This is a genomic window from Bacteroides sp. RCH18 (genome assembly GCF_058231005.1).
This window is the reverse complement of the sequence record NZ_JBIPTC010000001.1, coordinates 2,322,725-2,349,504: the sequence shown is the minus strand read 5'-3', so window position 1 is coordinate 2,349,504 and position 26,780 is coordinate 2,322,725. Positions and strand designations below refer to the sequence as shown.

Annotated in this window: 22 protein-coding genes; 16 read left to right on the top strand and 6 right to left on the bottom strand. The window is 44.4% G+C overall.

Features of this window, described 5'->3' with window-relative positions:
* Nucleotides 1–2 precede the first annotated feature (2 nt).
* On the bottom strand, nt 3–689 hold the full coding sequence (locus tag ACHLI0_RS09445; RefSeq protein WP_490748962.1) for a phosphatidylserine decarboxylase family protein: 687 nt from the start codon (nt 687–689) through the stop codon (nt 3–5).
* Between the two features lie 161 nt (nt 690–850).
* On the opposite strand from ACHLI0_RS09445, the gene dnaE reads away from it, so the two are divergent.
* From dnaE to ACHLI0_RS09420, 5 genes are all read left to right on the top strand, one after another.
* On the top strand, nt 851–4,654 hold the full coding sequence (gene dnaE / locus ACHLI0_RS09440; RefSeq protein WP_490748961.1) for a DNA polymerase III subunit alpha: 3,804 nt from the start codon (nt 851–853) through the stop codon (nt 4,652–4,654).
* 68 nt (nt 4,655–4,722) lie between these two features.
* Nucleotides 4,723–5,037: a thioredoxin gene (gene trxA, locus ACHLI0_RS09435; protein ID WP_008759608.1), complete on the top strand. Its 315-nt coding sequence runs from the start codon at nt 4,723–4,725 to the stop codon at nt 5,035–5,037.
* A gap of 43 nt (nt 5,038–5,080) precedes the next feature.
* Entirely contained in the window at nt 5,081–5,416 is a 336-nt protein-coding gene (locus tag ACHLI0_RS09430; RefSeq protein ID WP_008759609.1) for a hypothetical protein, read from the top strand.
* Nucleotides 5,417–5,577: 161 nt separating this feature from the next.
* Nucleotides 5,578–6,072, top strand: a complete 495-nt coding sequence (locus ACHLI0_RS09425) for a GNAT family N-acetyltransferase (protein WP_490748960.1) — start codon at nt 5,578–5,580, stop codon at nt 6,070–6,072.
* A 302-nt stretch (nt 6,073–6,374) separates the two neighbouring features.
* On the top strand, nt 6,375–6,980 hold the full coding sequence (locus ACHLI0_RS09420; RefSeq protein WP_225679655.1) for an HU family DNA-binding protein: 606 nt from the start codon (nt 6,375–6,377) through the stop codon (nt 6,978–6,980).
* A gap of 9 nt (nt 6,981–6,989) precedes the next feature.
* Here ACHLI0_RS09420 and ACHLI0_RS09415 read toward each other — a convergent pair whose 3' ends face one another.
* Entirely contained in the window at nt 6,990–7,715 is a 726-nt protein-coding gene (locus ACHLI0_RS09415; protein ID WP_016268648.1) for an RDD family protein, read from the bottom strand.
* A gap of 100 nt (nt 7,716–7,815) precedes the next feature.
* On the opposite strand from ACHLI0_RS09415, the gene ACHLI0_RS09410 reads away from it, so the two are divergent.
* From ACHLI0_RS09410 to ACHLI0_RS09385, 6 genes are read left to right on the top strand one after another with little or no spacing between them, the layout of a single operon-like run.
* Nucleotides 7,816–8,778: a stage II sporulation protein M gene (locus ACHLI0_RS09410; protein ID WP_055220261.1), complete on the top strand. Its 963-nt coding sequence runs from the start codon at nt 7,816–7,818 to the stop codon at nt 8,776–8,778.
* Nucleotides 8,759–9,691, top strand: coding sequence for a hypothetical protein (locus ACHLI0_RS09405; RefSeq protein WP_016268646.1), 933 nt, complete (start codon nt 8,759–8,761; stop codon nt 9,689–9,691). Before ACHLI0_RS09410 ends, ACHLI0_RS09405 begins: the two co-directional genes overlap by 20 nt.
* A gap of 20 nt (nt 9,692–9,711) precedes the next feature.
* Complete coding sequence (locus tag ACHLI0_RS09400) at nt 9,712–10,326, top strand: DUF4129 domain-containing protein (RefSeq protein ID WP_490748959.1); 615 nt, start codon at nt 9,712–9,714, stop codon at nt 10,324–10,326.
* Nucleotides 10,323–11,597 carry a DUF4350 domain-containing protein gene (locus ACHLI0_RS09395; RefSeq protein WP_490748958.1) on the top strand — a complete coding sequence of 425 codons (1,275 nt, stop codon included), beginning with the start codon at nt 10,323–10,325 and terminating at the stop codon, nt 11,595–11,597. The genes ACHLI0_RS09400 and ACHLI0_RS09395 overlap by 4 nt, the downstream gene beginning before the upstream one ends.
* An 11-nt stretch (nt 11,598–11,608) precedes the next feature.
* The gene (locus ACHLI0_RS09390; RefSeq protein ID WP_225679651.1) at nt 11,609–12,583 is read left to right on the top strand and encodes an AAA family ATPase; all 975 of its coding nucleotides are present in this window, start codon (nt 11,609–11,611) and stop codon (nt 12,581–12,583) included.
* Nucleotides 12,584–12,642: 59 nt separating this feature from the next.
* Complete coding sequence (locus tag ACHLI0_RS09385; protein ID WP_011108171.1) at nt 12,643–13,953, top strand: DUF58 domain-containing protein; 1,311 nt, start codon at nt 12,643–12,645, stop codon at nt 13,951–13,953.
* Between the two features lie 60 nt (nt 13,954–14,013).
* Here the strand turns inward: ACHLI0_RS09385 and ACHLI0_RS09380 are convergent, their stop codons facing one another.
* From ACHLI0_RS09380 to ACHLI0_RS09365, 4 genes are all read right to left on the bottom strand, one after another.
* Nucleotides 14,014–14,250: an immunity 17 family protein gene (locus ACHLI0_RS09380; RefSeq protein ID WP_016268643.1), complete on the bottom strand. Its 237-nt coding sequence runs from the start codon at nt 14,248–14,250 to the stop codon at nt 14,014–14,016.
* Complete coding sequence (gene tsaE, locus ACHLI0_RS09375) at nt 14,247–14,660, bottom strand: tRNA (adenosine(37)-N6)-threonylcarbamoyltransferase complex ATPase subunit type 1 TsaE (protein ID WP_490748957.1); 414 nt, start codon at nt 14,658–14,660, stop codon at nt 14,247–14,249. The genes ACHLI0_RS09380 and tsaE overlap by 4 nt, the downstream gene beginning before the upstream one ends.
* 14 nt (nt 14,661–14,674) lie before the next feature.
* On the bottom strand, nt 14,675–15,484 hold the full coding sequence (locus ACHLI0_RS09370; protein ID WP_008759703.1) for a metal ABC transporter permease: 810 nt from the start codon (nt 15,482–15,484) through the stop codon (nt 14,675–14,677).
* A 108-nt stretch (nt 15,485–15,592) separates the two neighbouring features.
* Complete coding sequence (locus tag ACHLI0_RS09365) at nt 15,593–16,018, bottom strand: YidH family protein (protein WP_151209498.1); 426 nt, start codon at nt 16,016–16,018, stop codon at nt 15,593–15,595.
* Nucleotides 16,019–16,353: 335 nt separating this feature from the next.
* On the opposite strand from ACHLI0_RS09365, the gene ACHLI0_RS09360 reads away from it, so the two are divergent.
* The 5 genes from ACHLI0_RS09360 to ACHLI0_RS09340 all read left to right on the top strand — a co-directional run bounded on the left by ACHLI0_RS09360 (nt 16,354) and on the right by ACHLI0_RS09340 (nt 26,720).
* Entirely contained in the window at nt 16,354–18,927 is a 2,574-nt protein-coding gene (locus ACHLI0_RS09360; RefSeq protein ID WP_234120387.1) for a Kelch repeat-containing protein, read from the top strand.
* Nucleotides 18,928–19,061: 134 nt separating this feature from the next.
* A complete protein-coding gene (locus ACHLI0_RS09355; RefSeq protein WP_008763984.1) occupies nt 19,062–20,126 on the top strand; it encodes a LamG domain-containing protein in 1,065 nt (354 codons plus the stop codon).
* A gap of 22 nt (nt 20,127–20,148) precedes the next feature.
* Nucleotides 20,149–23,139, top strand: a complete 2,991-nt coding sequence (locus ACHLI0_RS09350) for a SusC/RagA family TonB-linked outer membrane protein (protein ID WP_490748956.1) — start codon at nt 20,149–20,151, stop codon at nt 23,137–23,139.
* A gap of 14 nt (nt 23,140–23,153) precedes the next feature.
* On the top strand, nt 23,154–24,797 hold the full coding sequence (locus ACHLI0_RS09345; protein ID WP_490748955.1) for a RagB/SusD family nutrient uptake outer membrane protein: 1,644 nt from the start codon (nt 23,154–23,156) through the stop codon (nt 24,795–24,797).
* 33 nt (nt 24,798–24,830) lie between these two features.
* Nucleotides 24,831–26,720: a hypothetical protein gene (locus ACHLI0_RS09340; RefSeq protein ID WP_490748954.1), complete on the top strand. Its 1,890-nt coding sequence runs from the start codon at nt 24,831–24,833 to the stop codon at nt 26,718–26,720.
* Nucleotides 26,721–26,780: the final 60 nt, after the last annotated feature.

Sequence of the window (26,780 nt, the reverse complement as noted above, 5' to 3'; positions counted from 1 at the left end):
AATTATTTAAGTTTGGCGATAACCGTCTGGTTACCGGTCGTTAATTGTCCCATGTTGACACAGACTTCCGTGTCGAGGGGCAGATATACATCCACACGGGAACCGAATTTGATAAAGCCCATGTGTTCGTCGATATAGCATTCTTCTCCTACTTCTGCGTAGGTGACGATGCGCCGTGCCACGGCTCCGGCGATTTGTCGGGTCAGCACTTCCACTCCTTCCGGAGTTTCTATGACTACGGTAGAACGTTCGTTCTCCGTACTGGCTTTAGGCAACCATGCTTTCATGAAGTTACCGTTGTGGTGGGCTACCTTTTTAATGGTGCCGTCCACCGGATACCAGTTGGCATGTACGTTAACGATGCTCATGAAGATAGAGATCATCAACCGGCGGTCATGGAAGTATTCGTTTTCGTCCACTTCTTCAATGACTACGATTTTGCCGTCAGCAGGAGCGACGACTATCTTTTCTGTATCTTTCCCGAAAAGTCGAATCGGACAGCGGAAGAAGTTAACCATCAGCAGATATACTGCAATACTGGCTACTGCAACCACATAAAAAGGAATTTTGCAATCTATTCCCCAATAAAGGGCCGCATTAATCAGTAGCAGTAGCAGAAAGCTAGCCCATAATATATGTGTTCCTTCGCGGTGAATACGTATCTTTTTTAATTTTTTTAGTCGGCCCATGAATGCTGTTTAATGATATTGTGTGCAAAAATATACTTATTTTAAAAAAACAGCAAGTAAATGAGCAGAGAAATGCGAGTGTTGATAACTTTTTGAGGATTATTTTTGTTTATAACGCGGGAGGTAGTAATTTTATGCCTTCAAATTAACTACTTATCATTATGCAGGATTTCGTTCATTTACACGTTCATACGCAATATTCTCTACTGGATGGTCAGGCAAGTGTCGCCCGTCTGGTAGATAAAGCCATGAAAAATGGGATGAAGGGTATTGCCGTGACCGATCATGGAAATATGTTCGGCATCAAGGAATTTACGAACTATGTCAATAAGAAGAATAGCGGTCCGAAAGGGGAAATCAAGGATCTGAAGAAGCGGATTGCAGGGATTGAGGCCGGCACAGTGGAGTGTGAGGATAAGGAGGCGGAGATAGCTGCCTGCAAGGCGAAGATCGTGGAGGCGGAGAACAAGCTCTTTAAACCGATTATCGGTTGTGAGATGTACGTCGCCCGCCGTACGATGGACTTGAAAGAAGGGAAGCCGGACCAAAGCGGTTATCACCTGATTGTACTTGCCAAGAATGAGAAAGGTTATCATAACCTTATTAAATTAGTATCGCACGCGTGGACGCGCGGGTACTATATGCGTCCGCGTACCGACCGCAGTGAGCTGGAGAAGTATCACGAAGGTCTGATTGTCTGCTCGGCGTGTCTGGGTGGCGAGGTGCCGAAGCGTATTACCGCAGGGCAGTTTGCCGAAGCCGAAGAAGCGATCCAATGGTATAAGAACCTGTTTGGTGATGACTACTATCTGGAGATGCAGCGTCATAAGGCGACTGTACCCCGTGCCAATCATGAATGTTATCCGCTACAGGTAAATGTGAACAAATACTTGCAGGAGTATGCCCGGAAGTATAATATCAAGCTGATCTGCACCAACGACGTTCACTTTGTGGATGAAGAGAATGCCGAGGCACACGACCGTTTGATCTGCCTGAGTACGGGTAAAGACTTGGATGACCCTAGCCGTATGCTATATACCAAACAGGAATGGATGAAGACCCGTGAAGAGATGAATGAACTCTTTGCAGATGTTCCCGAGGCACTGAGCAATACGCTGGAAATTCTAGATAAAGTCGAATATTATTCGATTGACCATGCACCTATCATGCCTACCTTCGCTATTCCTGAAGACTTCGGAACAGAAGAAGGATATCGTGCCAAATATACGGAGAAAGACCTGTTCGATGAGTTTACACAGGACGAAAATGGTAATGTGGTGCTGAGCGAAGAGGAAGGACAAGCCAAGATCAAACGTTTGGGGGGATATGAGAAACTGTATCGTATCAAACTTGAAGGCGACTATCTGGCAAAGTTAGCATTTGACGGTGCGAAAAGAATATATGGCGACCCTTTGTCGGAAGAAGTGAAAGAACGGCTCAACTTCGAGTTGTACATCATGAAAACGATGGGTTTCCCCGGATACTTCTTGATAGTGCAGGACTTTATCAATGCCGCACGCTCGGAACTGGGCGTATCGGTAGGCCCCGGACGTGGTTCGGCTGCCGGTTCGGCAGTGGCTTACTGTCTGGGTATCACCAAGATCGACCCTATCCAATACGACTTGCTGTTCGAGCGTTTCTTGAATCCGGACCGTATTTCGTTGCCCGATATCGATGTGGACTTCGATGACGACGGTCGTGGTGAAGTGCTTCGCTGGGTAACCAATAAATATGGTCAGGAAAAAGTAGCGCATATCATCACGTATGGTACGATGGCTACCAAACTGGCTATCAAAGACGTTGCCCGTGTACAGAAACTTCCTCTCTCGGAGTCCGACCGTCTGGCAAAGCTGGTGCCGGATAAAATCCCCGACAAGAAGCTGAACCTGCGGAATGCCATCGAATACGTCCCCGAACTGCAAGCGGCTGAGGCATCGTCCGACCCGTTGGTGCGAGACACTCTTAAGTATGCCAAAATGCTTGAAGGTAATGTTCGTGGTACCGGTGTGCATGCCTGCGGTACGATTATCTGTCGTGACGACATCACCGACTGGGTGCCAGTAAGTACGGCTGACGATAAGGAAACGGGCGAAAAGATGCTCGTTACCCAGTATGAAGGTTCGGTGATCGAGGATACCGGATTGATCAAGATGGACTTCCTCGGATTGAAAACATTGTCTATTATTAAGGAGGCGGTTGAGAATATCCGTCTGAGTCGTAGTCTGGAGATAGACGTAGACCAGATCGATATTACCGATCCGGCAACTTACAAATTATATAGTGACGGACGTACCATCGGAACGTTCCAGTTTGAATCTGCCGGAATGCAGAAGTACCTGCGCGAATTGCAGCCTTCTACCTTCGAAGATTTGATCGCCATGAATGCCCTCTATCGTCCGGGGCCGATGGATTATATTCCGGACTTCATCGACCGTAAGCATGGCCGTAAGCCGATTGAATATGACATTCCGGTGATGGAGAAATATCTGAAAGATACGTATGGCATTACGGTCTATCAGGAACAGGTGATGCTTTTGTCACGTCTGCTGGCGGACTTTACCCGTGGTGAGTCCGATGCCCTTCGTAAGGCGATGGGTAAGAAGCTGCGTGATAAGCTGGATCACATGAAGCCTAAGTTTATCGAAGGCGGACGCAAGAACGGGCATGACCCGAAAGTACTTGAAAAGATTTGGACCGACTGGGAAAAGTTTGCCTCTTATGCGTTCAACAAATCGCACGCTACTTGCTACTCTTGGGTGGCTTATCAGACAGCCTATCTGAAAGCGAACTATCCGTCGGAATACATGGCGGCTGTCATGAGCCGAAGTTTGTCCAACATTACCGATATCACGAAGCTGATGGACGAATGCAAGGCAATGGGTATCCAGACGCTCGGTCCGGATGTGAATGAGAGTAACCTGAAGTTTACGGTCAACCACGACGGTAATATCCGTTTCGGACTGGGAGCGGTGAAAGGCGTAGGCGAAGCTGCCGTGCAAAGCATTGTAGAAGAACGTACCAAGAACGGACCATTCAAAGGTATCTTTGACTTCGTACAACGTGTCAATCTGAATGCCTGCAATAAAAAGAATATGGAATGTCTGGCGTTGGCGGGAGGTTTCGACAGTTTCCCCGAATTGAAGCGGGAGCAGTACTTTGCCGTCAACTCTAAGGGCGAAGTATTCCTCGAAACATTAATGCGATACGGCAACCGCTATCAGGAAGACAAGAGAGCTGCCATCAATTCATTGTTCGGCGGAGCGAATGTCGTCGATATCGCCACCCCCGAAATACCTCAGGGAGTAGAGCGCTGGGGCGACCTCGAACGTCTGAACAAGGAACGCGACCTGGTAGGTATCTACCTTTCCGCCCATCCGCTGGATGAGTTCGCGATTGTGCTGGATCACGTCTGCAATACCCGTATGGCAGATTTGGAAGATAAGGCGGCTTTGGCAGGCCGGGAGATTACAATGGGTGGCATTGTGACCAGTGTCCGTCGTGGAGTCAGCAAGAATGGTAATCCGTATGGCATTGCCAAGATCGAAGACTATTCGGGCTCTACGGAAATACCTTTCTGGGGAAATGACTGGGTGACTTATCAGGGATATCTGAATGAAGGGACGTTCCTGTATATCAAAGCCCGTTGTCAGGCCAAGCAATGGCGGCAGGACGAGCTGGAAGTCAAGATCACTTCGATGGAACTTCTGCCCGATGTGAAAGAAGAACTGGTGCAGAAGATCACCATTATCATTCCTCTGTCAGTGTTAAATTCGGGACTTATTACCGAGCTGGCGACTTTGACCAAAGAACATCCCGGTAATACGGAACTCTATTTCAAGGTGACGGACGATACGGACAGCCGTATGTCGGTCGATCTGATTTCCCGTCCGGTCAAGCTTTCGGTAGGCAGAGATTTAATAACATATTTAAAGGAGCGCCCCGAACTTGGATTCCGTATAAATTGATTATCTTTGTAGCGCAAATCTACAAACGAAGTAATACATAATAATTAATACTTAATACTTAAAAAGAAATGGCTTTAGAAATTACAGACAGCAACTATAAGGAAATCCTTGCAGAAGGAAAGCCTGTTGTGGTGGATTTTTGGGCTCCCTGGTGTGGCCCTTGCAAAATGGTGGCTCCTATTATTGAAGAATTGGCTGCGGAGTTTGAAGGACAAGTCATCATCGGTAAATGCGATGTGGATGATAACAGCGATGTGGCTGCCGAATATGGTATCCGCAACATTCCTACTGTTTTGTTCTTCAAGAATGGTGAGATTGTAGACAAGCAGGTAGGCGCAGTCGCCAAACCGGTATTCGTGGAAAAAGTGAAGAACCTTCTCTAGACTTTGTCTAATATTTAATACTTATTACTTAATACTTACAACCATGGGACTGGAAGATGATTTTTTATTAGAAGATGCCGATGACGAAAAGACCGTCGAGTTTATCAAGAACTATCTGCCTCAGGAACTGAAAGAGAAGTTCGAGGACGATGAACTGTACTATTTTCTCGATCTGATAGACGAGTACTACTCAGAAAGTGGCATTCTTGACGCTCAGCCCGATAACGACGGCTACGTAAACATCGACTTGGAAGAGGTCGTAGCTTACATCGTGAAAGAAGCCAAGAAGGACGAAATGGGAGAATATGATCCCGAAGAAATCCTTTTTGTGGTTCAGGGAGAAATGGAATATGGAAACTCTCTGGGGCAGGTGGACTAATTGTCGCTAGTCACCACTGTAGATAAATGAAAGGAATATAGCCTGAAAGATTCGCGTCTTTCAGGCTATTTCTTTTTCCATCCTTATGTTTTCGCTTTCCGGTATTTCCTGTCAAGTAAATTGGCAGTACCTTTGTTCTATAGTTTTAAATAAAACACTTTATGAAGTACAACGAATCAATTATAATTAGAGAATATCTGCCAACAGATAAAGATGCTATAATGAATTTAATCAAGCTGAATACTCCCGATTTTTTCGCAGAAGAGGAGGCGAATGATTTAAGCAAATATTTGGATGAAGAAATAGAACAATACTATGTTTTACTCGTTGATGGAGAAATCGTTGGGTGTGGAGGAATAAATTTTGCAGAAAACGGCACCATAGGGAAAATAAGTTGGGATATGATACATCCCGCCTTTCAAGGTAAATCACTAGGAACAAAGCTGTTGAAACATAGAATTGAAGTGCTGGAATCTATCTCCAGTGTTGAAAAGATAACCGTTAGGACTTCACAAGTAGCCTATAGATTCTATGAAAAACAAGGGTTTGTTTTGAATGACATTAAAAAGAATTATTGGGCGGAAGGATTTGATATGTACAGTATGGAGTATAAGAGAATATTAAAAAGCAACCACAAAGCTTTTATTAATCCGTAATTTCCATTGCTGTAAAATTCAGTCTGTGTTCCTCAGAATACACTGTACCTGCTATCTGCTTATTTTATTAAACACCCATGTGAAAAATAGTTTCGGGGCTTTCAGATTTTTAGTATCTTTGTTCGTTGTTTTATTGCGTATCACTAAGGTCTGATAATTGAAGCACGTTGGTGCTTCAATTGTTGCACCTAGGTAACTCTTTCGTTGCACCTAAGTGCAACGAAAGAAAATAACCAAGCAAACGACTAATTGCTTAAATAGTAACCGATAAGTTATTAACAGCCAAACATAAAATTATTCTTATGAGCATTTATTACGACCTTTATGAGAATCCGGATAAAGAGGGTACCGAAGAACAGAAGTTGCTGCATGCACGGGTAGTGCCAAGCGGAACATATACAACCAAAGAGTTTGTGGAACGGGTATCCATGATGCACCATATTCCTCATGCGCAATTAGTTGGAGCAGTGGAAGCGATCACCGACGAGTTGCAGACGCTGCTGTCCAGAGGATATATTGTGGAGTTTGGAGATTTGGGGCATTTTTCTCTGACCCTCTCTTTGGAGAAAGAAATCACTGACAGAAAAGAAGTGCGCTCTCCATCTGTCCATCTGAAAAATATCAAATTAAAGGTAAAGCAAACATATAAGAGAGAACTGAACTCTAAAATGGATTTAGAACGAATATCTTCCCCTACACGTTCCAATATGAACATATCAGAAGAAGAATGTCTGAAAAGATTGCAGGACTTTTTGGAGAAACATCCTTGTATCAATCGGGCAGATTATTGTGCTATCACCGGAATGAATAAAACACAGGCTATACGGCAATTGAATCTTTTCATTGAAAAGGGAGTTATTCAGAAATATGGGACTGGGAAGACGGTAGTGTATATACGTGTTGTGTAAATTCTTATTTTAGATTTCCTCCAACGCATAATACTGATAATCCCGAAGTACCGTTTGAAGAAACTTTTCCTGATTATTCTCTCGTGGAGTAACAGATAAGATTTCCTGCACCTTTTTGGCGAGTAACGTAACGCGCCTTACCCGATCCTTTTCACCGGACTCCAGCGTTCGGGTGATTACGTTCACCTGTTCCAATGATAAATCAGCAGATTGTGGATACGTCGGGTGATAATTCTTGGTCAGATAGTCAAATTCATCGAGGCTGACGTGTATCTTGCGATAATTCTTTTCTTTGATCACCATCGTTCCGGCTGCTAAATCACCCAGTCGCTGACTGTTTTTAGTCAGCAGAACGACTAAAAGTCCTAAACCTCCCGTGCCGGGACCGTCAATGATGAAGAGAAGCCAGCGCAACAGATAAGCACTGATGCTGGGAGTAGAACCGTCTGATTTTACGACGCGTATATTCATCAGACGTTTTCCGAAACTCTGCCCGTGATTGAACATTTCGCAGAGGAACGAGTAAAGAAGTACAGGCAAATAAACGAGGCACAGAAAAAAGACCGTACCGACTCCGGAAGATAAATGCAGTTTAACAATGAGTGTCGTCACAGAATATAGATAAATCACAATCAGGGAATAATCGATGACCAAAGCCAGCAATCGTTCGCCGATACTGGCGGGCGTTTGGCTGATTCGAACAAACTGACCGGTAATAATCGTAGATTCTGCCATTCTTGGTTAAACATTTTTAGATTTAAGTTGCAAATATATCATAATTCTTTTACTTTTGCTTCCGGTTTCGGACAAAACTTATCCGAAATCTCTGAAAAGCATGAAGGAAGTTACGTTTATCCGTCGGAACATTGAAAAATGGAAAGGGACCGAAAAGGTGGTGGAACAGGCTGCAAACCTGTCCCCTGACCAACTTGCCGACGCCTATACGGAACTGACTGCCGACCTTGCTTTTGCACAGACCCATTTCCCGACTTCCCGCATTACCATTTATTTGAATAATCTCGCTTCAGCCCTGCATAATGAAATCTATCGGAGCAAGCGTGAGAAATGGACACGCATTATCACTTTCTGGACACGGGAAGTGCCGCAGACCATGCATGATGCACGGCGTGAGTTACTGATCTCTTTTATCATCTTTGCCGTCAGTGCGTTGATCGGGGCAGTATCTGCCGCCAATGATCAGGAGTTTGTACGTTTGATAATGGGCAATCAGTATGTAGATATGACATTGGACAATATTGCCAGAGGTGAGCCGATGGCAGTATACAACGGTTCTCCCGAAGCTCCGATGTTTCTGGGCATTACAATCAATAATATAAGAGTATCCTTCCTGTGTTTTGCCTCGGGGATACTGACCAGTTTTGGTACGGGGTTTATACTTCTTCAGAATGGAATTATGCTCGGTTCATTTCAGATGTTCTTTTATCAGCACGACCTGCTTTGGGAGTCGGCACTTGCCGTCTGGCTGCACGGAACTCTTGAAATATGGGCGATCATCGTAGCCGGTGCTGCCGGACTTGCTTTGGGCAACGGCTGGCTGTTTCCCGGCACCTATTCGAGACTCGAATCTTTCCGCAGAGGAGCGAAAAGAGGGCTGAAGATTGTAATCGGTACGGTGCCCGTGTTTATCATGGCGGGATTTATCGAAGGCTTTATCACCCGTCACACCGAACTTCCGGATATGCTGAGGCTCGGCATCATCCTTACATCCCTTGCATTTATCATCTTTTACTATATTTATTTACCAAATAGAAAAAAACATGGAATCACAGAAACCTAAGGTTGCAATGTACGTGAAACGTTCTTTCGGTGATAAGTTGAACGCTTCTTTTGACTTCATAAAAGAGAATTGGAAAATACTGTTGAAGTTTACGACTTATCTGCTTTTGCCTGTAAGCCTTATTCAGGCGTTAAGTCTGAACGGACTGATGGGAGGAGCGTTTGCCATGACTGCTATGTCCAAGACTGCGACAGTGCCGGATACTGCATCTTTATTGGGATTTATGTCCTATTACGGTCTGTATATGATTGTATTTATGATAGGCAGCATTTTGCTGACCTCCATGATCTATGCATTGATCCGTACTTATAATGAACGTGAAGAACGCTTGGAGGGAATCACGTTGGGCATTTTGAAGCCTTTATTGTTCCGCAATATCAAGAGACTGCTTGTAATGACCCTTTTCTCCATCTTAGTCATGCTTTTGGTGGGGCTTGTAGTAGGTCTGCTGGCGTTTCTGTCACTGTTCACCTTGTTTCTGACCATTCCGCTTCTTATCGCTTTTGTAGTGCCGCTTGCGTTATGGGCGCCTATCTACCTGTTTGAAGATATTACAGTGATGGAGTCTTTCAAAAAGACATTCCGGCTGGGTTTTGCCACTTGGGGAGGTGTCTTCTTGATATCTCTGATCATGGGATTTATTGCTAATGTATTGCAGGGAGTGACTATGATGCCGTGGTATATCGCTACACTGGTGAAATACTTCTTCTCATTAAGTGATGTCGGAAGCGAGACGACAGTATCGGCAGGATATAGCTTTATCCTTTATCTGCTTGGTATTGTACAGGCATTCGGCGCTTATCTTTCCATGATTTTCACTTTTGTCGGAATGGCTTACCAGTATGGTCACGCTTCCGAAGTGGTAGATAGTGTAACTGTAGAGAGCGATATTGATAATTTCGATAAACTCTAAACATATATAATTCAGAATAGATGCTGACATCCCCGGCTGATACATTGGTTTGCGACACCGTGCAGATTGCCAAATGGCAATCCGAATCGGCGTATGACTACAATCGTGAACTGATAACTCCTGAAATCAATATCTTTGAATGGTTTCGCAGGCAGTTTGGGGAATTGTTGCGGAAGATATTCGGCAGCCGTTTTGCCGAAGAATATTCCGAACTTATATTAATATGTCTGGCCATTATTATTCTGCTCCTGATTATATGGTTTGTTTATAAGAAGCGTCCGGAGTTATTCATGCGTTCGCCCAAGAATAAACTACCTTATGAAGTGGGGGAAGATACGATTTACGGTGTGGATTTTTCGGGAGGGATTGCCGATGCGCTTTCCCGTTCCGATTATCGGGAGGCGGTGCGTCTGCTTTATTTGCAGACATTGAAACGGCTTAGCGACGAGAAACGCATTGACTGGCAGCCTTATAAAACACCGACACAGTATATCAATGAAGTACGGATGCCCGTTTTCCGTCAGTTGACCAATCATTTCCTGAGGGTTCGTTACGGTAACTTTGAGGGTACGGAGGAACTGTTCAATTCCATGAAATCCTTGCAGGAAGAAATCGGGAAAGGAGGGGGCTCATGAGGGGAAGCCGCTGGTTTATCTTCTTTGTCCTTGCTTTTCTGCTGCTGATGTTTGCCATAGAGTATCATCTGCCGAAGAAATTTGTATGGGTGCCTACCTTTAGCCATTACGATGAGCAGCCTTTCGGATGCGCTGTGTTCGACAGTCTGCTGACTGTTTCCCTGCCTTCGGGATATACACTGTCCCGAAAGACTTTTTATCAGATGGAACAGGAAGATACCGTTCACAATAAAGGAATACTACTGATTGCCACTAATTTACCTTTCGGGCGGGTGGATATAGAAGCTCTGCTCAAAATGGCGGACCGGGGAAATAAGATCATGCTGGTAAGCAGTTCTTTTACCAAGACTTTGGAGGATACGCTGAAGTTTGATTGTACCTATTCTTATTTCAGGTCGGTCGATCTGAAGAAATATGCTGCTTCGTTATTAAAGCGGGACAGTATTTATTGGATCGGTGATCCGGATGTCTATTCTCGGCAGGTGTTCCGTTTTTATCCGCAGTTCTGCAAGTCCTATTTCCGCCGTTATGATTCGCTGCCGGTACGTAAACTGGCGGAGGTCAATCTGGCAAGCGGTATGGGGCACGCATTGGATGAACTGGATTCTATGACCGTTTCCCGCAATTATCATCCGTTGGTGGCTATGGTTCGTCCGTGGGGGAAGGGTGAAATCATTCTGGTTTCTACTCCTTTGCTTTTTACCAATTACGGAGTGCTGGATGAGAAAAATGCGACTTACATATTCCGCATCCTGTCGCAGATGGGAGAACTGCCTATTGTCCGCACCGAAGGATATATGAAGGAGACTGCACAGACGCAGCGATCTCCTTTGCGTTATTTTCTGTCGCAAAGGCCGCTTCGCTGGGCGATCTATCTGTCGATGTTCGCTATCTTGCTCTTTATGGTGTTTACAGCGCGGAGGCGGCAACGGGCAATACCTGTCATACAGGAACCGGAAAACAAATCCCTTGAATTTACCAAGTTGATAGGCACGCTTTATTATCAGAAGAATGACCATGCCAATCTGGTTCATAAGAAGTTCACCTACTTTGCGGAAGTACTGAGAAGAGAGATTCAGGTAGACGTGGAGGAAGTGGCGGACGATGAACGTTCTTTCCACCGGATCGCTCAGAAGACGGGGATGGAGGTGGAAGAAATCAGCAGGTTGATTCGCGAAATCAGACCGGTGATTTATGGAGGACGTGTCCTTTCCGGCGAAGAAATGAAGGGATTTATTGATAAAATGAATGAAATAATCAATCATATTTAAAGAAGATATTTATGGAAGAGAATACAGAACAACGAGTGGATTTAACTCTCTTTTCCGAGAAGATACAGGAATTGAAGGATCAGATTGCTTCCGTTATTGTCGGTCAGGAACAGACGGTGGACTTGGTGCTGGCAGCCGTCCTTGCCAATGGTCATGTACTGATAGAAGGTGTGCCGGGAGTTGCAAAGACATTGCTTGCCCGATTGACGGCTCGTCTGATCGATGCGGACTTCAGCCGTATCCAGTTTACGCCGGACCTGATGCCGAGCGACGTATTGGGTACCACTGTGTTCAATATGAAAACCAATGATTTTGACTTTCATCAGGGACCGATCTTTGCCGATATCGTATTGGTGGACGAGATCAACCGTGCTCCTGCCAAAACGCAGGCTGCCTTGTTCGAGGTGATGGAAGAGCGTCAGATAAGTATTGACGGAATTACTCATAAGATGGGTGAACTCTACACCATCCTTGCCACACAAAACCCCGTGGAACAGGAAGGAACTTATAAACTTCCCGAAGCGCAGCTCGACCGCTTTCTGATGAAAATAACGATGGACTATCCTTCGCTGGAAGAAGAAGTGGATATTCTGGAACGTCACCATACGAACGCTTCATTAATCAAGCTGGACGATATCAAGCCTGCTATCACCAAAGAAGAACTCCTGTCACTGCGTGCCTTCATGAATCAGGTATTTGTAGACCGTACGCTGCTCCAATACATTGCATTGATTGTGCAGCAGACGCGTACCAGCAAAGCTGTATATCTTGGCGCTTCTCCGCGTGCATCAGTTGCAATGTTGCAAGCCTCCAAGGCGTATGCCCTTTTGCAGGGACGTGACTTCGTGACACCGGAAGATATTAAGTTCGTTGCTCCGTATGTGCTTCAGCATCGTCTGATCCTGACGGCGGAAGCGGAAATGGAAGGATATTCTCCGGTAAAGGTTACGCAACGCCTGATTGATAAAGTGGAGGTTCCCAAATAAGAACCGAATCTCTATAATTCGTAACTCAAAACTTAAAACTCAAAACTCAGAACCCGAAATTGTACTTAACCCGTCGTTTCTATATTGCCCTTATTCTGGTTATCCTCTTATTGGGTAGCGGATATCTGTTTGCTCCGTTTTTTGTCATCGGGCAGTGGGCGCTTTTTGCCTTATTCGTGTTGGTATCGGCAGACGGATATATTCTCTACCGTACCCAGGGGATTCAGGCATTCCGTCGATGTTCCGACCGTTTCTCCAATGGTGATGACAATGAAGTGAGCATTCGTGTCGAAAGTACTTATTCGCGTCCTCTCTCTCTGGAGATCATAGATGAAATACCTTTTATCTTCCAGAATCGGGATGTCTGTTTCCGGACTACCCTTCAGCCGAACGAGGGGAAAACAATCAGTTACCATCTTCGTCCGACCCGTCGCGGAGTATACTCTTTCGGTCAAATCCGTGTATTTGTGACCGATAAGATCGGGCTGCTTTCCCGTCGGTACACTTGTGGGCAGGCGCAGGATATCAAGGTATATCCTTCCTATCTGATGCTTCACCGATACGAATTGCTGGCAATGAGTGATAACCTTACCGAACTGGGTATCAAGCGTATCCGCCGGGTAGGCCATCAAACGGAATTTGAGCAGATCAAGGAATATGTAAAGGGAGACGACTACCGGACTATTAACTGGAAAGCGAGCGCCCGCCGGCATGAGTTGATGGTAAATGTCTATCAGGACGAACGCTCTCAGCAGATTTACAGTGTGATAGATAAAGGCAGGGTGATGCAGCAGGCTTTTCGGGGAATGACTTTGCTCGATTATGCGATTAATGCTTCACTGGTGCTCTCGTATGTGGCGATGCGGAAGGAGGATAAAGCGGGGTTGGTGACTTTTGACGAGCATTTTGATACGTTCGTTCCGGCTTCCAAGCAGCCCGGACATATGCAGACGCTGCTTGAAAAGTTGTATAGCCAGCAGACTACTTTCGGTGAAACGGACTTCTCGGCTCTTTGTGTACATCTGAACAAGCACGTCAATAAGCGTAGCTTTTTGGTTCTGTATACCAACTTTGCCAGTATCAGCAGCATGAATCGCCAGTTGGCTTACTTGCAGCAGCTCAACCGTCAACATCGTTTGCTGGTGGTTTTCTTTGAGGATGCTGACTTGAAAGCGTACATCGAAAGTCCGGCGAGGGATACGGAAGATTATTACCGGCACGTGATTGCCGAAAAGTTTGCTTTTGAGAAGCGACTGATCGTTTCTACATTAAAGCAGCATGGCATTTACTCTCTGCTGACGACACCCGAAAATCTGTCGATTGACGTAATCAATAAATATCTGGAGATGAAATCACGGCAACTGCTGTAGTAGGAGTCGTCGATTGGTCTGATGTAGTTCTTTTATTTCCTTATCGGGCTTCTTGTTTGTTTAGAAAAGGGGTTGGCCCATTGCCTTCCGTGTTTCTACAAAGAAGAATACAGCCATTCCTATTATAATGACTCCCAGTATGCCGTAAAAAAGCCGCGCTCTGCCGCGGCCTACATTCCGGACGATTGTCTGGGCATTGCGTGTGGTGAAGAACCAGTTCCAGTTCAGTAAGGAAGCTAGCAGGGAAGTGATTCCCGCTAGCGCAAAAATTCCTTGTACGATATATTGTCCGGTCATAGTCTGATCACTCTGCTTCCGTCTTCCAGTTCTTCAATCGTCACTTTTACGGCATCTCCCGGTAGTAATTCTTCTACCAGTTCCGGCCATTCGATAAAGCAAAGGGCGCCGCTGTAGAAATAATCTTCGTATCCCATGTCATATACTTCACTTAGCTTTTTGATGCGGTAAAAGTCGAAGTGATAAATCAATTCTCCGGTTTCGTCCGAACGATATTCGTTAACGATAGCGAAAGTAGGAGAACTGATAACGTCTGATACACCTAATTCCTCGCAAAGAACTTTGACGAAGGTTGTTTTGCCGGCTCCCATTTTACCATATAAAGCGAAAACGGTGTTATCACCCATAGCAGCGATAAATTCCCGGGCTGCCTCATGGATACTTTCCAGTGATTGAATCTTGATTTCCATATACTATTCTATTATTATGACTGTTTCTTGCAACAACTCTTTCCGATCTTGCAAACGGCATAAATCAGAATAGAGAAGAATATAATCGAAGCGCCCGAAGGGACTTTCCAGTGGTAAGAAATAAACAGACCGCCCAGACATCCCAGAAAACCGATACCGATGGACAGCCAGATGATTTTCTTGAAACTGTAGGTAAAGAGGTTGGCCGTCATTTGCGGAATGGTGAGTAGCGATATTGCGAGAACGATGCCTACCATACGCAGACAAGCGACGATGGTCAACGCAATAAACATCATCAGCACATATTCGAATATCTCTACCGGAATCTTTTGCGAACGGGCAAACTCGCGGTCGAATGCAATATATACGATAGGACGGATAAACAGATAAAAGAATCCGGTTAATATCAGAGCCAATATGCCCAGCATCCACAAGTCCGCCTGATTGATGGTCAGGATATTACCGAAAAGATAAGCTGACAAGTCCGGAGCAAATCCCGGTGACAGGAAACTGAACATGATTCCCAAAGCCATTCCCAGCGTCCAGAATACGGCAATCGCAGAATCTTCGCGCATATCTTTCCGCCGGCTCAGCCACTCGACACCGAAGGCGGACAATACAGAGAAGACGGCGGCTGACAGTATGGGAGAAATTCCCGCAAACAGTCCCAGTCCTATCCCTCCGAAAGAGGCGTGTGTGATTCCTCCGCTGATAAATACCAGACGGCGGGTAACAATGTAAGTACCGATAATCCCACAGGCAATACTTGCCAGTAAGCTGCCCAGCAAAGCGTGTTGGAAGAATGTATATCGAAGTAGATCCACTTTTTAATTAAAGATTAAAGATTGAAAATTAAAAATCAAAGCAAGAATAATGCCGTCCATCAATAAAACAACTTCAACGCCCTCCTAATACTTAATACCTAATACTTATTACCTCTCCCCCTTCCTTCTCTCTCCGATAATCAGAAAGACTTCATCTTTGAGGTCATCCGGCAACTCGATACCCCGTAGTTGCAAACTACGTACCCAGCCTGCGACATCAATGTCCTGCATGGTATATAACACATCCCTGAATTGGTTTGTTTCTTCGTCAGTATACGCATTGGCTTCCTTTCCGATGAACTGATCCAGTTCTTCGTCATCGTAATATTCAATTTTCTTGCTTACGGCGGCAAGCAAACTATCTTTCTCGCACACTTCGTGTTGTCCGCAGCATTCTATATCTGCTTCTTTCACTTCTGGCATACGGTCTAGCTCACCTTTTTCTATCTTCTGTTGCAGTCTTTTGTTGCGGATATATCCGGCTATCAATGCGATGATTCCTAGCAACACCAAACTTATAATAAGTATCCACATAGTCTGTACTGATTCAAATTTCTGCAAAGTTACTTATTAATTTGCATTCTATCATGGATGGTATCTATTTCTTTTCTTACTTTTGCACGTTGCTAACTTAAATATATATTAGACGATGAAGCATAAGAAGTGGTTGACTGTCTTATTTATACACGGTAACAGGAGAAGATATCAGGTAAGTATATGGGCGGAAGGAAATGACTGGGTGATAGAAAAAAGGGTGGATTAAAGAAAGAAACAGCCGGAACTGTAGGGTACCGACAAAGGTGATTTTCATCTGCTTAGGCGGTTATTTAAAATAATCCTGTATATTTGTGATAATAAATCGAAAGACTATGATACGACGTAGGCTTTGCCTCTTATTCCTACTGACTGGAATGACTCTGTTTGCTTATTCGCAAGGATTGTTGTTTCAGGCTAATGATAAAGAAATTAAAGAAAGGACTTCTCTTCAGATATTTCAGGAAGGGGAGATACCTTGTTTTACGAAAAACTTTCAGTTGAGCTTTGAACTTTCTATTCGCGATTTTGATACTTTTGGATATGTTTTTCTGCTGAAGGAAGATCAGGGGAAAACTAAATATAGCTTTACGTATACTTATCTGGATGGTGAGAACAGTACATTCAAGTTTAATACCGACGGAAAAGAGAATCATTATTCTTTAAATCTGCGCAATGATGCACTGGCTTATCAATGGATTCCTGTGTCTTTTGCATTCGATTTGCAACAGGACGTACTTACGATTCGTATCGGAGATAACGAAAAGAAGATTACTTCTTTAGGATTGAAAGATACTTTTTGTCCGCACCTCTTCTTCGGACGTTATGATTATATTTTGGATATGCCCACTTTTGCCATCCGCAATCTGAAGCTGGAAGGTGATAGAAGTCATTCATATACTTTCCCTCTGAATGAAAATGAAGGGGAAGAAGTGCATACTTCTACAGGGAAGGTTTTGGGTACGGTTGTCAATCCGGTGTGGCTCATCAACGGTTCTTATCATTGGGAGAAACTTTTTGAGTATTCTTTTCAGACTCCTTCGGGAATCACTTTTGAGCCGGACAGTCAGCGGCTGATTATTTTCAGCCAGGATTCACTTCTTACTTATAATCTGTTGAAACGTCAGCCACAAAAGTATTCTTATAGCAACAAACTACCCGTAAAATTGCAGTTGGCTACTCACTTCATGAATACAACGGATGGTAAACTTTATGTTTATGAATTGAATAACCTGCCGTTGGGGGATGCTACGGTAGCGGCGCTCGATCTGAATAATCAGGAGTGGAAACAGACCGGAGTAGCAGCCTTGCCGGTACAGTTGCACCATCATGACGGCTTTTGGGATGAAACAACCGGGAAGTATCTCGTTTTTGGCGGTTTTGGTAATAAGCGTTTTAATAATACATTCCTCGAATATGATATCGAGGGTGACCGTTGGGATACCCTTTCTTATTCCGGCGACCGGATTATCCCCCGTTATTTCTCGGGTATGGCAGTCAATAAGAACCGGGAGCATGTCTATGTCTTTGGTGGGATGGGAAACGAATCGGGTGAGCAGAGTGTAGGCCGAAATTATCTTCACGATCTTTATCTGCTTGACAGAAAGCAGCAGTCTGTGCGACGTTTGTGGCAGAACGCTTCGGACCATCGTTTGGTCGTCGCCCGTGATATGATACTGACTCCTGATGAGAAGTATATCTATGCCCTGTGTTATCCGGAATATCTTTCGGATACCTATCTGCAACTTTATCGCTTGACGGTTGATGATGGAACGATAAAGGCTTTGGGAGATTCCATCCCGATGCGTTCGGAAGAGATTATGACGAATGCTAACCTTTACTATAATTCATTGACGCATGAGTATTACTGTACAACCACAGAATTTGACAAGAAGGGGCATACGGTGATTCGGACTTATGTGTTGTCCGCCCCTCCGGTTTCTCTGGATGAAATCCGTTCTTACGGTTCCAGGTCTTCTCTGGAGATTCGTTGGTTATGGATAATGGCAGGAATAGGAGTATTATTGCTTGCCGGAGGTGTGCTGTTTGTCAGGAGAAAGAGGGGAAAACAAAGAAATGCGGTTCCGGAATCATCTTCTGTGCTCATGTCACCACCTGTCGGAAGAGAACCGGATAAAAGTGTACTGGGAAAAGAAATGCCTGCAAAAGAAGATTTTGAATCATCCATCGTTCGTCCGAATGCAGTTTATTTATTCGGTCCTTTTACGGTAATTGACCGGAATGGGCGGGATATTACTCATTTGTTCAGTTCCCGTTTACGGCAGGTTTTCATCTATATCTTGCTTCATAGTACCCATAATGGAGTATTATCTGCCTCCTTGAATGAGGTTTTCTGGGCCGATAAACCCGACGACAAGGTGAAAAACCTGAAAGGGGTAACGATCAATCAGATTCGCAAAAATCTGGCTGAGCTGGATGGAGTGGAACTTGTACACGACAAGGGATATTTCAGACTAGTGTTTACTGACTGTTATTGTGATTATTTCCGTTTTCGCACCTTGAAGAATGCTGAAGAGGTCGAGAATGAACTCGGCATTTTATTAATGCGTGGCAAATTCCTTGATGGTATGGATGCGGGAATGATGGATCACTTCAAACAGAAAGTAGAAGAGTTCTTGTCTTCCTTCCTGCCACTGGAAATCGAACGTCTGTATCAGCAGCGTAAGTATGATGCCGTCATCCGTTTCTGTAATGTGCTTTTCCGGGTTGATCCGGTTAATGAGCTGGCACTGGCTTATGGTATGCATGCCCTTAACCATACAGGTTCGTCACAAGAAGCGATTCTGCAATATTCCCTGTTTGTGCGTGAGTACAGGCAAATGATGAATGAAGAATATTCTACTTCTTATGCAGAACTGATGAGCAAAAATCCTCCTTTTCATCGATAAAAACATATCGGTTAATGATATTTATTCGCTTATTAATCCGTTATTAACCCATCACTAATAAGTTGCTTAACCTCGCTACATTATGTTTGCAGCGATGTTATTTACTTATTGTTTTATTTAAAAACCTAATACGTATGAAAACAAGATTCTTTATGAAACTTTGTTTATTCAGTTTGTTGGTTTGGTGTATCAGCTCGTGCAAGAGCGATAACGGCGATTCGGTGCGGCCTATTGCACTTGAATGCATGTACACGCATCTGACCGACATGACAAACATGCTTGATACCGCAAAGATCGGTACAAGTGACGGTACTTTCCCATTGGCAAATGCCCAGAACCTGCAAAAAGCTGTCGAAGAACTGCAAACAGGTATTTCTAAAGGTATGGCAGGCTACTTTGTTCTACAGTATGAAATAGATAACTACTGTATAGCCGCCGAAAAAGCGATTGCCGAATTTCAGGATTCCTATCAACAGACATTGCAACCGGGTACGCCTGCCGAATTAAAAGTATTTGGTATTGACGGTAAAGGGCGTATTGAATTTGGTTCCGATCCTGCCTATGGTGGCGGTAATACTTTCACCGTAGAAAGCTGGGTGAAGTATGATGCCGGTTTCTTTGAGTCGGGAATTGGAAGTTTCCTCTCTACTTTTGACGGTAAGCAGCCGAATGAAGGATGGATGATCAACTTCTTAGGCTCAAATCTTCGTACAACGATCGGTATGGGACCGCAGGAAGGCCGCGTATTGGAAGAAGGCCGCGCTTATCCTGATAATTTTGGTAAATGGAATCATGTCGTGACGGTGTGGGATAATACTTTGTCTGAAGGACAGTTGAAGATGTATGTCAATGGTGAATTATTCTTCAGTAAGACAAATGATGTGAAGAATGATGCCGGAGTATTACAGAATTATATGCCTAACACCCGTAACCAGAATATGTGGGCATTCCAGGAACCGACTGACAACTCACGCTGTATGACCGGATTTATTAAGAAATTCCGTATGTGGAGTACTGCGAAATCGGCGAATGAAGTAAAAACGTTGATGAACTCGGATGTAACGGGAACAGAAAGCGGACTGGTATGTGCATGGGATTTCACGACAGTGGCCGAAGACGTTACCAACATTCCGGATAAGACAGGAAAACACGTTGCGAAAATTGTAGGTAACTACAAATGGTTTAAAGTTGAGAACTAACCTTAATAGACAGACGAAGAGTATGAAAAATAATACGATAAAAATAAAGGCTTTCCTCTGCCTGCTACTTCTGATGTGCGGATGGGTAAGTGTGCAGGCACAGCAGGTGCTTACAGTAAAAGGTGTGGTAGTAGACGCTTTAAAAGAACCGTTGCCCGGAGCCAGCGTTCAGGTGGTAGGAATGTCTACCGGTACGGTGACTGACTTGGATGGTAATTTTAGTCTTCAGGTTCCGAAAGGAAAAACGATTGCTGTTTCTTTTATAGGATACGTGACGCAGGAACTGACTGTAAACCAGAATCAGTCGAGCCTTACCATTCAGTTGAAAGATGATTCCAAGCAGTTGAATGAAGTAGTCGTTATTGGTTATGGTACGGTAGAAAAGAAAGATTTGACAGGTTCTATCCAATCCGTTACCAGCAAAGAATTAAGTAAACTGGTGACTACCGATGTCACTGAAACACTGAACGGACGTGTCGGTGGTGTACTTGTGAATAAGACTTCCAATCGTCCCGGTTCGGATACGAAAATAGAGATTCGCGGTATCAACTCGTTCAATTTCTCGAATGAACCTTTATACGTGATTGACGGAGTACCTTCCCAAACAGGAATGCGTCATCTGAACTCTGCCGATATTGAATCTATCGACATTTTGAAAGATGCCTCTTCAAGTGCAATCTACGGTTCGCGTGGTGCAAACGGGGTGGTGATTATCACTACCAAAGGGGCTAACAAACGTCAGGGCTTTAATATCGACTATTCGGGTTACGTTGGTTTCAAGACTCCTACCCGTATTCCTGAAATGATTGGTAACATGGGCAATGGACTGGAATATGTAGACTATCGCACCGCTTTGTGGAAAAAGAAGTATGGTGATGCTTCACTGAGCCGTCCGGACTTCTTGACTGATGATGAAAAACGCCGTATCAAACATGGCGAATACTATGACTGGTTACGTGAACTGTCGCAGAATGCATTGACTACCAGTCATTCTGTTTCCGCTACCGGAGGTACAGACAAACTCTCTTTCTCATTCGGCTTGGGATACTTGAAGGATGACGGTATGGTAGGCGATGAAAGCTTTGAACGTATTACGGCTAATGTTGGGTTGGAATATCGTTTTTCTGATAAATTCAAAACTGGGATTAACAGCTATGTTTCTCTGAATAACACGAATGAAGGAGCGAATGATGCATTGATTAACGCTTATTTCCTGCCGCCTACGGTCAGTCCGTATGATAAGGACGGAAGCTACCTGTTTAATTGTCAGCCGACTTCCAGCAAGATCAATCCATTTGTTCAGATTGAAAATAATAAAAGAGAGAAAGAAGCAAACTATACCAACTTCTCCGGTTATCTGGAATATCAGCCGATCAAAGGACTGAGCTTTAAATCGCAGATTGCGGTTCAGTATGATTCGGATGTTTACGGAGAATGGGTAGGTACGATGACACAAGCCAAAGGAGGTCTCAATGCACCGGAAGCTTACCGGAAAGAAGGACGGAATATGAACTGGGTATGGGACAATATCATTACTTATGATAAAACCTGGAAGAATATTCACCGTCTGAATGCTATCGGTTTGTATAGCGTACAGAAAGAAACTCATAAGGGTTCCGAAATGCGTGGCGACGGTCTGCCTTACAACTCGGACTGGCATGCGATCGAAACAGCCGAAGAAATTCGTGATGTGAAGAGTTACTATTGGGAGTCATCCATGCTTTCTTTCATGGGACGTGTCAACTATACGTTGATGGATCGGTACTTGTTTACTGTAACAGGGCGATATGACGGAACTTCCCGTCTGGCTACCGGCAATCAGTGGGGATTTATGCCGTCGGCAGCTGTCGGCTGGCAGATGAAGAATGAGAATTTCCTGAAAAACGTAGACTGGCTGAATAGTCTGAAACTCCGCGTCAGCTGGGGTAAATCGGGAAACAATAGTATTGACCATGATATTACCTGGACAAAGCTGGACCTGACACATTATATCTATGGAGGTAAAGGTGAAAATGCTTTCGGACTAGGCGACCGCAAAGGTAACAAAGATCTTCGTTGGGAGATGACTTCGGAGTGGAACTACGGTATTGATTTCGGCTTCCTGAATAACCGTATCAACGGTACGATTGATGTGTATAACCGTACTACGAAAGATTTGATTTTCGCCCGTTCGGTAGGTAACCTCAACGGCTATGGCTCTATCCTTGAGAATATAGGAACGTCCTCCAATAAAGGGGTGGAAATAGGGCTGAACACGGTGAACATCTCAAAGAAGGACTTTACGTGGAAGACAAATCTGACTTTCTCTCTGAACCGTAATAAGATTGTAGACCTCTACGGTGATAAAAAGGATGACTTGGCTAACCGTTGGTTCATCGGTCAGCCGATGAAGGTGATCTATGATCTGGAAAAGGTAGGAATTTGGCAGACGGAAGATAAGGAACTGGCTGCTAAATACGGACAAGTGCCGGGACATATCCGTGTAGCTGATCTGGACGAGAACTATGTGATTGATGAACGTGACTATAAAGTACTCGGCTCTCCGTCACCCGACTGGACAGCGGGTATGACCAATACCTTTACTTACAAGAACTGGGATTTGTCTTTCTATATGTATGCACGTATCGGTGGTGTCTACAATGATGACTTCACTTATATGTTTACCGCATGGGATAATGAACACTGGAACAAACTGAATGTGAAGTACTGGACTCCGGAAAACCACAGTAATGAATACCAGCAGATCGGTGCGCAATCCTACCATACTCAGGTATTAGGTAAGATCTCCGGTTCGTTCCTGAAAATACAGAATATCACGTTGGGATATACCCTTCCGGAAAACTGGATGAAGAAGATGAAAATGAAAAATGCACGTGCTTACATCAATGTGCAGAATCCGTTTACTTTCACCGACTATCTCGGTCCGGATCCCGAAACGATTGGTGAAGACGTATACAAGTCTTTGTCGCTTTATCCGATGACATTTACTTTTGGAGTGAATTTAACCTTCTAAATACTTGAAACCTTATGAAACGAGTAAAAGAACAAATTAAATATTTGGCACTGTTAGCAATCTGTTTGCTAAGCGGATGCTCCGATTTTCTGGATAGTTATAACCCTTCGGCAGTAACGGACGATTTCTATAATACTAAAGAAGGACAACAGAAATTGTTGACAGATATCAATGCCCGTTACCGCAATGTTTTCAATACAGGCGAATTGCAGTATTACGGAACTGATATCTACATGGCTATTTCCGAAGAACCTGCTGAACGTATGTTCAACGGCTATGACAAGACTTTCAACTCCACCGCTCCGATTGTAGGCGATTATTGGAAAGTACTCTATAAGATTGTGCAGGAAAGTAACATCCTGCTGAATCGCTGCACACCGGATATTGCAGGAAGCGATTATACTTCGCTGACTGCACAAGCCCGCTTTTTCCGGGCAATGGCTTACTATTATCTGGTAGAAACATTCGGTCCCGTACCTTTGCTCACCGAAGAGAATACGAGCGTTATCCAGCAGGCGGAACGTACCGGTGAACAGGCTATTTACACTTTCATCATTACCGAACTGAATGATATAAAGGATAAACTGGACATGACCACGATTTCAGCCGGAAAGGTAACGAACGCCGCAGTCATTCACTTTTTAGGGAAAATGTATCTGACACGTGCTTACAAATCCTTTGCTGAAACAGACGACTTCTCCAATGCAGCAACGACATTTGATTTGCTGGTAGAGAATCCGGCCTCCGGTTATGCTTTGCAGGAAAACTATGCTGCTTTGTTCGATGAAAACAATCAGGCTAATTCGGAAGTAATCTGGGCGATTCAATATGGACTGGATAAGAACTATCGGGGTGATGGAAATCCGCAACAGGCACAGTTTGGATTTAACATTGTAGCATTGGAGCCGGATCTGTTCATTAAGAATCAGAATGATTACTCTAGTGTTTCCCGTAAATACTGGGTGAATCCGAAAGCGCACGAGCTTTATACGGACCCGGAAGCGGATACCCGTTACGATGCGACGTTCAAACGTGAATATTACATAAACAATCCGGATAATGCTGATTACGGTAAGCTGGGAATCTATTTCCCCCGTTGGAACGATAAATCGGGTATGAGTAATAATGCGAAAAGGTTTTATCCGTTCAAGCAGGACGATGAATATGTGTGGTATCCGCAATCTACGGCACTTCCTGTATTGGAAACTGCTTCAGATCGTATGCCGATGGTACGTAAGTTCAGCGATACCAAGATACAATGGGGCGAAGGCGGTTCTCGTGAAGATGTCATTTTCCGCTTGGGTGATACCTACCTGTTGTGTGCTGAGGCTTATCTGGGTGCCGGAAACAAGAAACTGGCATTGGAACGCATCAACAGTATACGTAAGCGTGCCGCTAAAAATGCGACCGCTTATGAAGCAATGAAGTTGACAGATCTGGATATAAACGTTATTATGGATGAACGTGCCCGTGAGTTGATGGGAGAGCATGACCGCTGGTTTGACTTGAAACGTACTCAGACACTGCTGACACGTGTACCCGCATACAATCCGTTTGTGGTGAAGTATGATAATTTGAACAAGAACCATCTGGTACGCCCCATTCCGCAAGATGAACGGAACAAGGTAGATGGATTATCGCAGAATGAAGGTTATTGATTAATGGTTAACTAACAAATGAAAGAAGTAATTATGAAAACGACTATATGTGGCGCTGCACTGTTGCTCAGCTTGACAATGGCTAGTTGTGAAGTGTACGAATCACCGGAAATCAATCAAGGATTGAACGAAGAAAGCAACACGTCCCTTTATACAGATGCTTATGATCCGATCAGTAATGTGGGTCAATACTATATGCCGGAAATGAAGGTGAAACCGAAGAAGTACTGGAATTGTGTGGAAGTCGTAACGGTAGGCAGCCGTAATGAGCTGGGACAAACAGAGAAAGTACGCGGATTGCAGTACCACCTGATGTGTCAGTCATTGGCCGGTCTGGCTAATCGTGCCGTAGAACAGGGAACAAGTGAAATAGCCGTTTGGCTGCACGATCACGGTGGTAGTGATTCTTATAAACTGTCTAAGCAGGCACTCGAAGATATGGGTATCCACGAACAGGGGATGCAGAGCGGACTGGAACTGGCACGTAATGATTATGGTCCGTCCGATGGAGTGACTATTCAGCTGAAAGGAATGTTCGACGGATATGTATTGACGGATATTGAGCATAATCCGGAGAGTGGTGTCGTAGCATCTGTTGCTTCTCATGTTTATAATTCTATTATTGTGGATGTCCGTGACAAGGAATATTATGAAGAAGCAGGATATACCATGAAATATGATGCAAGAAGCAAAACTACTGCACAGGCATGGGCGGAGTTCAAAGACAAGTGCAGCAACAAAGCATTGGTGATTATGCCTGTACAAACCGGTGAATTGCGTGAGTTTGCTATTAAGAATGAACTTTTCGTATTGAACTTGAATAAGCGTCAGGGAACTTCGATAGCCGGACAAAACACAGCTTTGCTGAAAGAAATCCTTGCCTGGCTGGAACCGAATGCACCTGTCTACGGATGGGAACAGGGAGTAAGTGAAGATGCTTTTGTCGATTTGGTTTCCAAAAGCGGTCATCCGATGATCCCTTGTGACTGGAGTTACAATCACTCCTTGACTTCATTGCTTTATTCTCAACGTCAGAAATCGACATTGGCTCGCGTGAAGAATCCGCAGTTTCTGGATTATACAAAGAAAAAGAATTTCGTTTCTTTCTTCCTTTCCGATGGTGACAATATCCAGTGGATGATGAATGACTTTAAAGATTTCTATAATGCGGCGGAGTCGGAAGAAGTACGGATGACGTATGGTATTGCTGCTTCAGTGCTTCCGATGATGGCACCGGCACAATTCGATAATCTGCTGAGTCAGCAAAAGCCGAATTGCTCTATTTTGGAAATGCTGGGAGGCGGTTACTACTACGTAGACAATTATAGCGAGAATGGCGACCGGGTGAAGAATCTGAAAGTCGTGGCAGAACGCCTTTCGGCGCATATGCGTCAACATCGTGTGAAACTGTTGGGTGTAATGGCTATGAACGTAAAATCAGAGGCTGCCAAAGAAGCATTTCAGGCTTATGTAGATGCCAATGACCAGTTGGAAGGTATCGTAGCGCTTCAGTATAGCCCTTATGCAGGAGGTGAAGGAGATGTTATTTGGGTAACGAATAAAGCAGGGTATGATATCCCGGTCATTACGGTGAAATACTCTTTGTGGAATTTTGGAAACCGGAATGCGGAACGTGAAGGTACCCCTGCCTATATTGCCGGAAGATTGAAACAGGAAGCACAGCAGGAAAGTTTTTCTGTCGTATGTGTGCATGCATGGAGTAATTTCTCCGATCATGGACAGACGGAAGATCCGCTGATTGAGAACCAGTCCGGGGATATTCGTGGAGCCGGAGCGGCAAAGCTTTGTGCAGGACATCTGAACGATAGTTTTGAAGTCGTAAATATGCAGGAACTGGTGTGGCGTTTGCGTATGAGCCAGCGTCCGGAACAGACGAAGAAGTATCTGAGTGAGGTATTTTAATTAACCTGAGTTTCACAGGCTCTCTGCATGGCTTTCTCTGTTTTAACGTGGAAGGAGAAG

Excerpts from the sequence above, each read along its gene's own strand:
- ACHLI0_RS09395 (WP_490748958.1), top strand. The coding sequence starts at position 10,323 with ATGAGGGGAAGCCGCTGGTTTATCTTCTTTGTCCTTGCTTTTCTGCTG.
- trxA (WP_008759608.1), top strand. The coding sequence starts at position 4,723 with ATGGCTTTAGAAATTACAGACAGCAACTATAAGGAAATCCTTGCAGAA.
- ACHLI0_RS09390 (WP_225679651.1), top strand. The coding sequence starts at position 11,609 with ATGGAAGAGAATACAGAACAACGAGTGGATTTAACTCTCTTTTCCGAG.
- ACHLI0_RS09430 (WP_008759609.1), top strand. The coding sequence starts at position 5,081 with ATGGGACTGGAAGATGATTTTTTATTAGAAGATGCCGATGACGAAAAG.
- ACHLI0_RS09365 (WP_151209498.1), bottom strand. The coding sequence starts at position 16,018 with ATGTGGATACTTATTATAAGTTTGGTGTTGCTAGGAATCATCGCATTG.
- ACHLI0_RS09340 (WP_490748954.1), top strand. The coding sequence starts at position 24,831 with ATGAAAACGACTATATGTGGCGCTGCACTGTTGCTCAGCTTGACAATG.
- ACHLI0_RS09405 (WP_016268646.1), top strand. The coding sequence starts at position 8,759 with ATGGAATCACAGAAACCTAAGGTTGCAATGTACGTGAAACGTTCTTTC.
- ACHLI0_RS09350 (WP_490748956.1), top strand. The coding sequence starts at position 20,149 with ATGAAAAATAATACGATAAAAATAAAGGCTTTCCTCTGCCTGCTACTT.
- dnaE (WP_490748961.1), top strand. The coding sequence starts at position 851 with ATGCAGGATTTCGTTCATTTACACGTTCATACGCAATATTCTCTACTG.
- ACHLI0_RS09445 (WP_490748962.1), bottom strand. The coding sequence starts at position 689 with ATGGGCCGACTAAAAAAATTAAAAAAGATACGTATTCACCGCGAAGGA.
- ACHLI0_RS09410 (WP_055220261.1), top strand. The coding sequence starts at position 7,816 with ATGAAGGAAGTTACGTTTATCCGTCGGAACATTGAAAAATGGAAAGGG.
- ACHLI0_RS09420 (WP_225679655.1), top strand. The coding sequence starts at position 6,375 with ATGAGCATTTATTACGACCTTTATGAGAATCCGGATAAAGAGGGTACC.
- ACHLI0_RS09415 (WP_016268648.1), bottom strand. The coding sequence starts at position 7,715 with ATGGCAGAATCTACGATTATTACCGGTCAGTTTGTTCGAATCAGCCAA.
- ACHLI0_RS09345 (WP_490748955.1), top strand. The coding sequence starts at position 23,154 with ATGAAACGAGTAAAAGAACAAATTAAATATTTGGCACTGTTAGCAATC.
- ACHLI0_RS09360 (WP_234120387.1), top strand. The coding sequence starts at position 16,354 with ATGATACGACGTAGGCTTTGCCTCTTATTCCTACTGACTGGAATGACT.
- ACHLI0_RS09380 (WP_016268643.1), bottom strand. The coding sequence starts at position 14,250 with ATGACCGGACAATATATCGTACAAGGAATTTTTGCGCTAGCGGGAATC.
- ACHLI0_RS09400 (WP_490748959.1), top strand. The coding sequence starts at position 9,712 with ATGCTGACATCCCCGGCTGATACATTGGTTTGCGACACCGTGCAGATT.
- ACHLI0_RS09355 (WP_008763984.1), top strand. The coding sequence starts at position 19,062 with ATGAAAACAAGATTCTTTATGAAACTTTGTTTATTCAGTTTGTTGGTT.
- ACHLI0_RS09425 (WP_490748960.1), top strand. The coding sequence starts at position 5,578 with ATGAAGTACAACGAATCAATTATAATTAGAGAATATCTGCCAACAGAT.
- tsaE (WP_490748957.1), bottom strand. The coding sequence starts at position 14,660 with ATGGAAATCAAGATTCAATCACTGGAAAGTATCCATGAGGCAGCCCGG.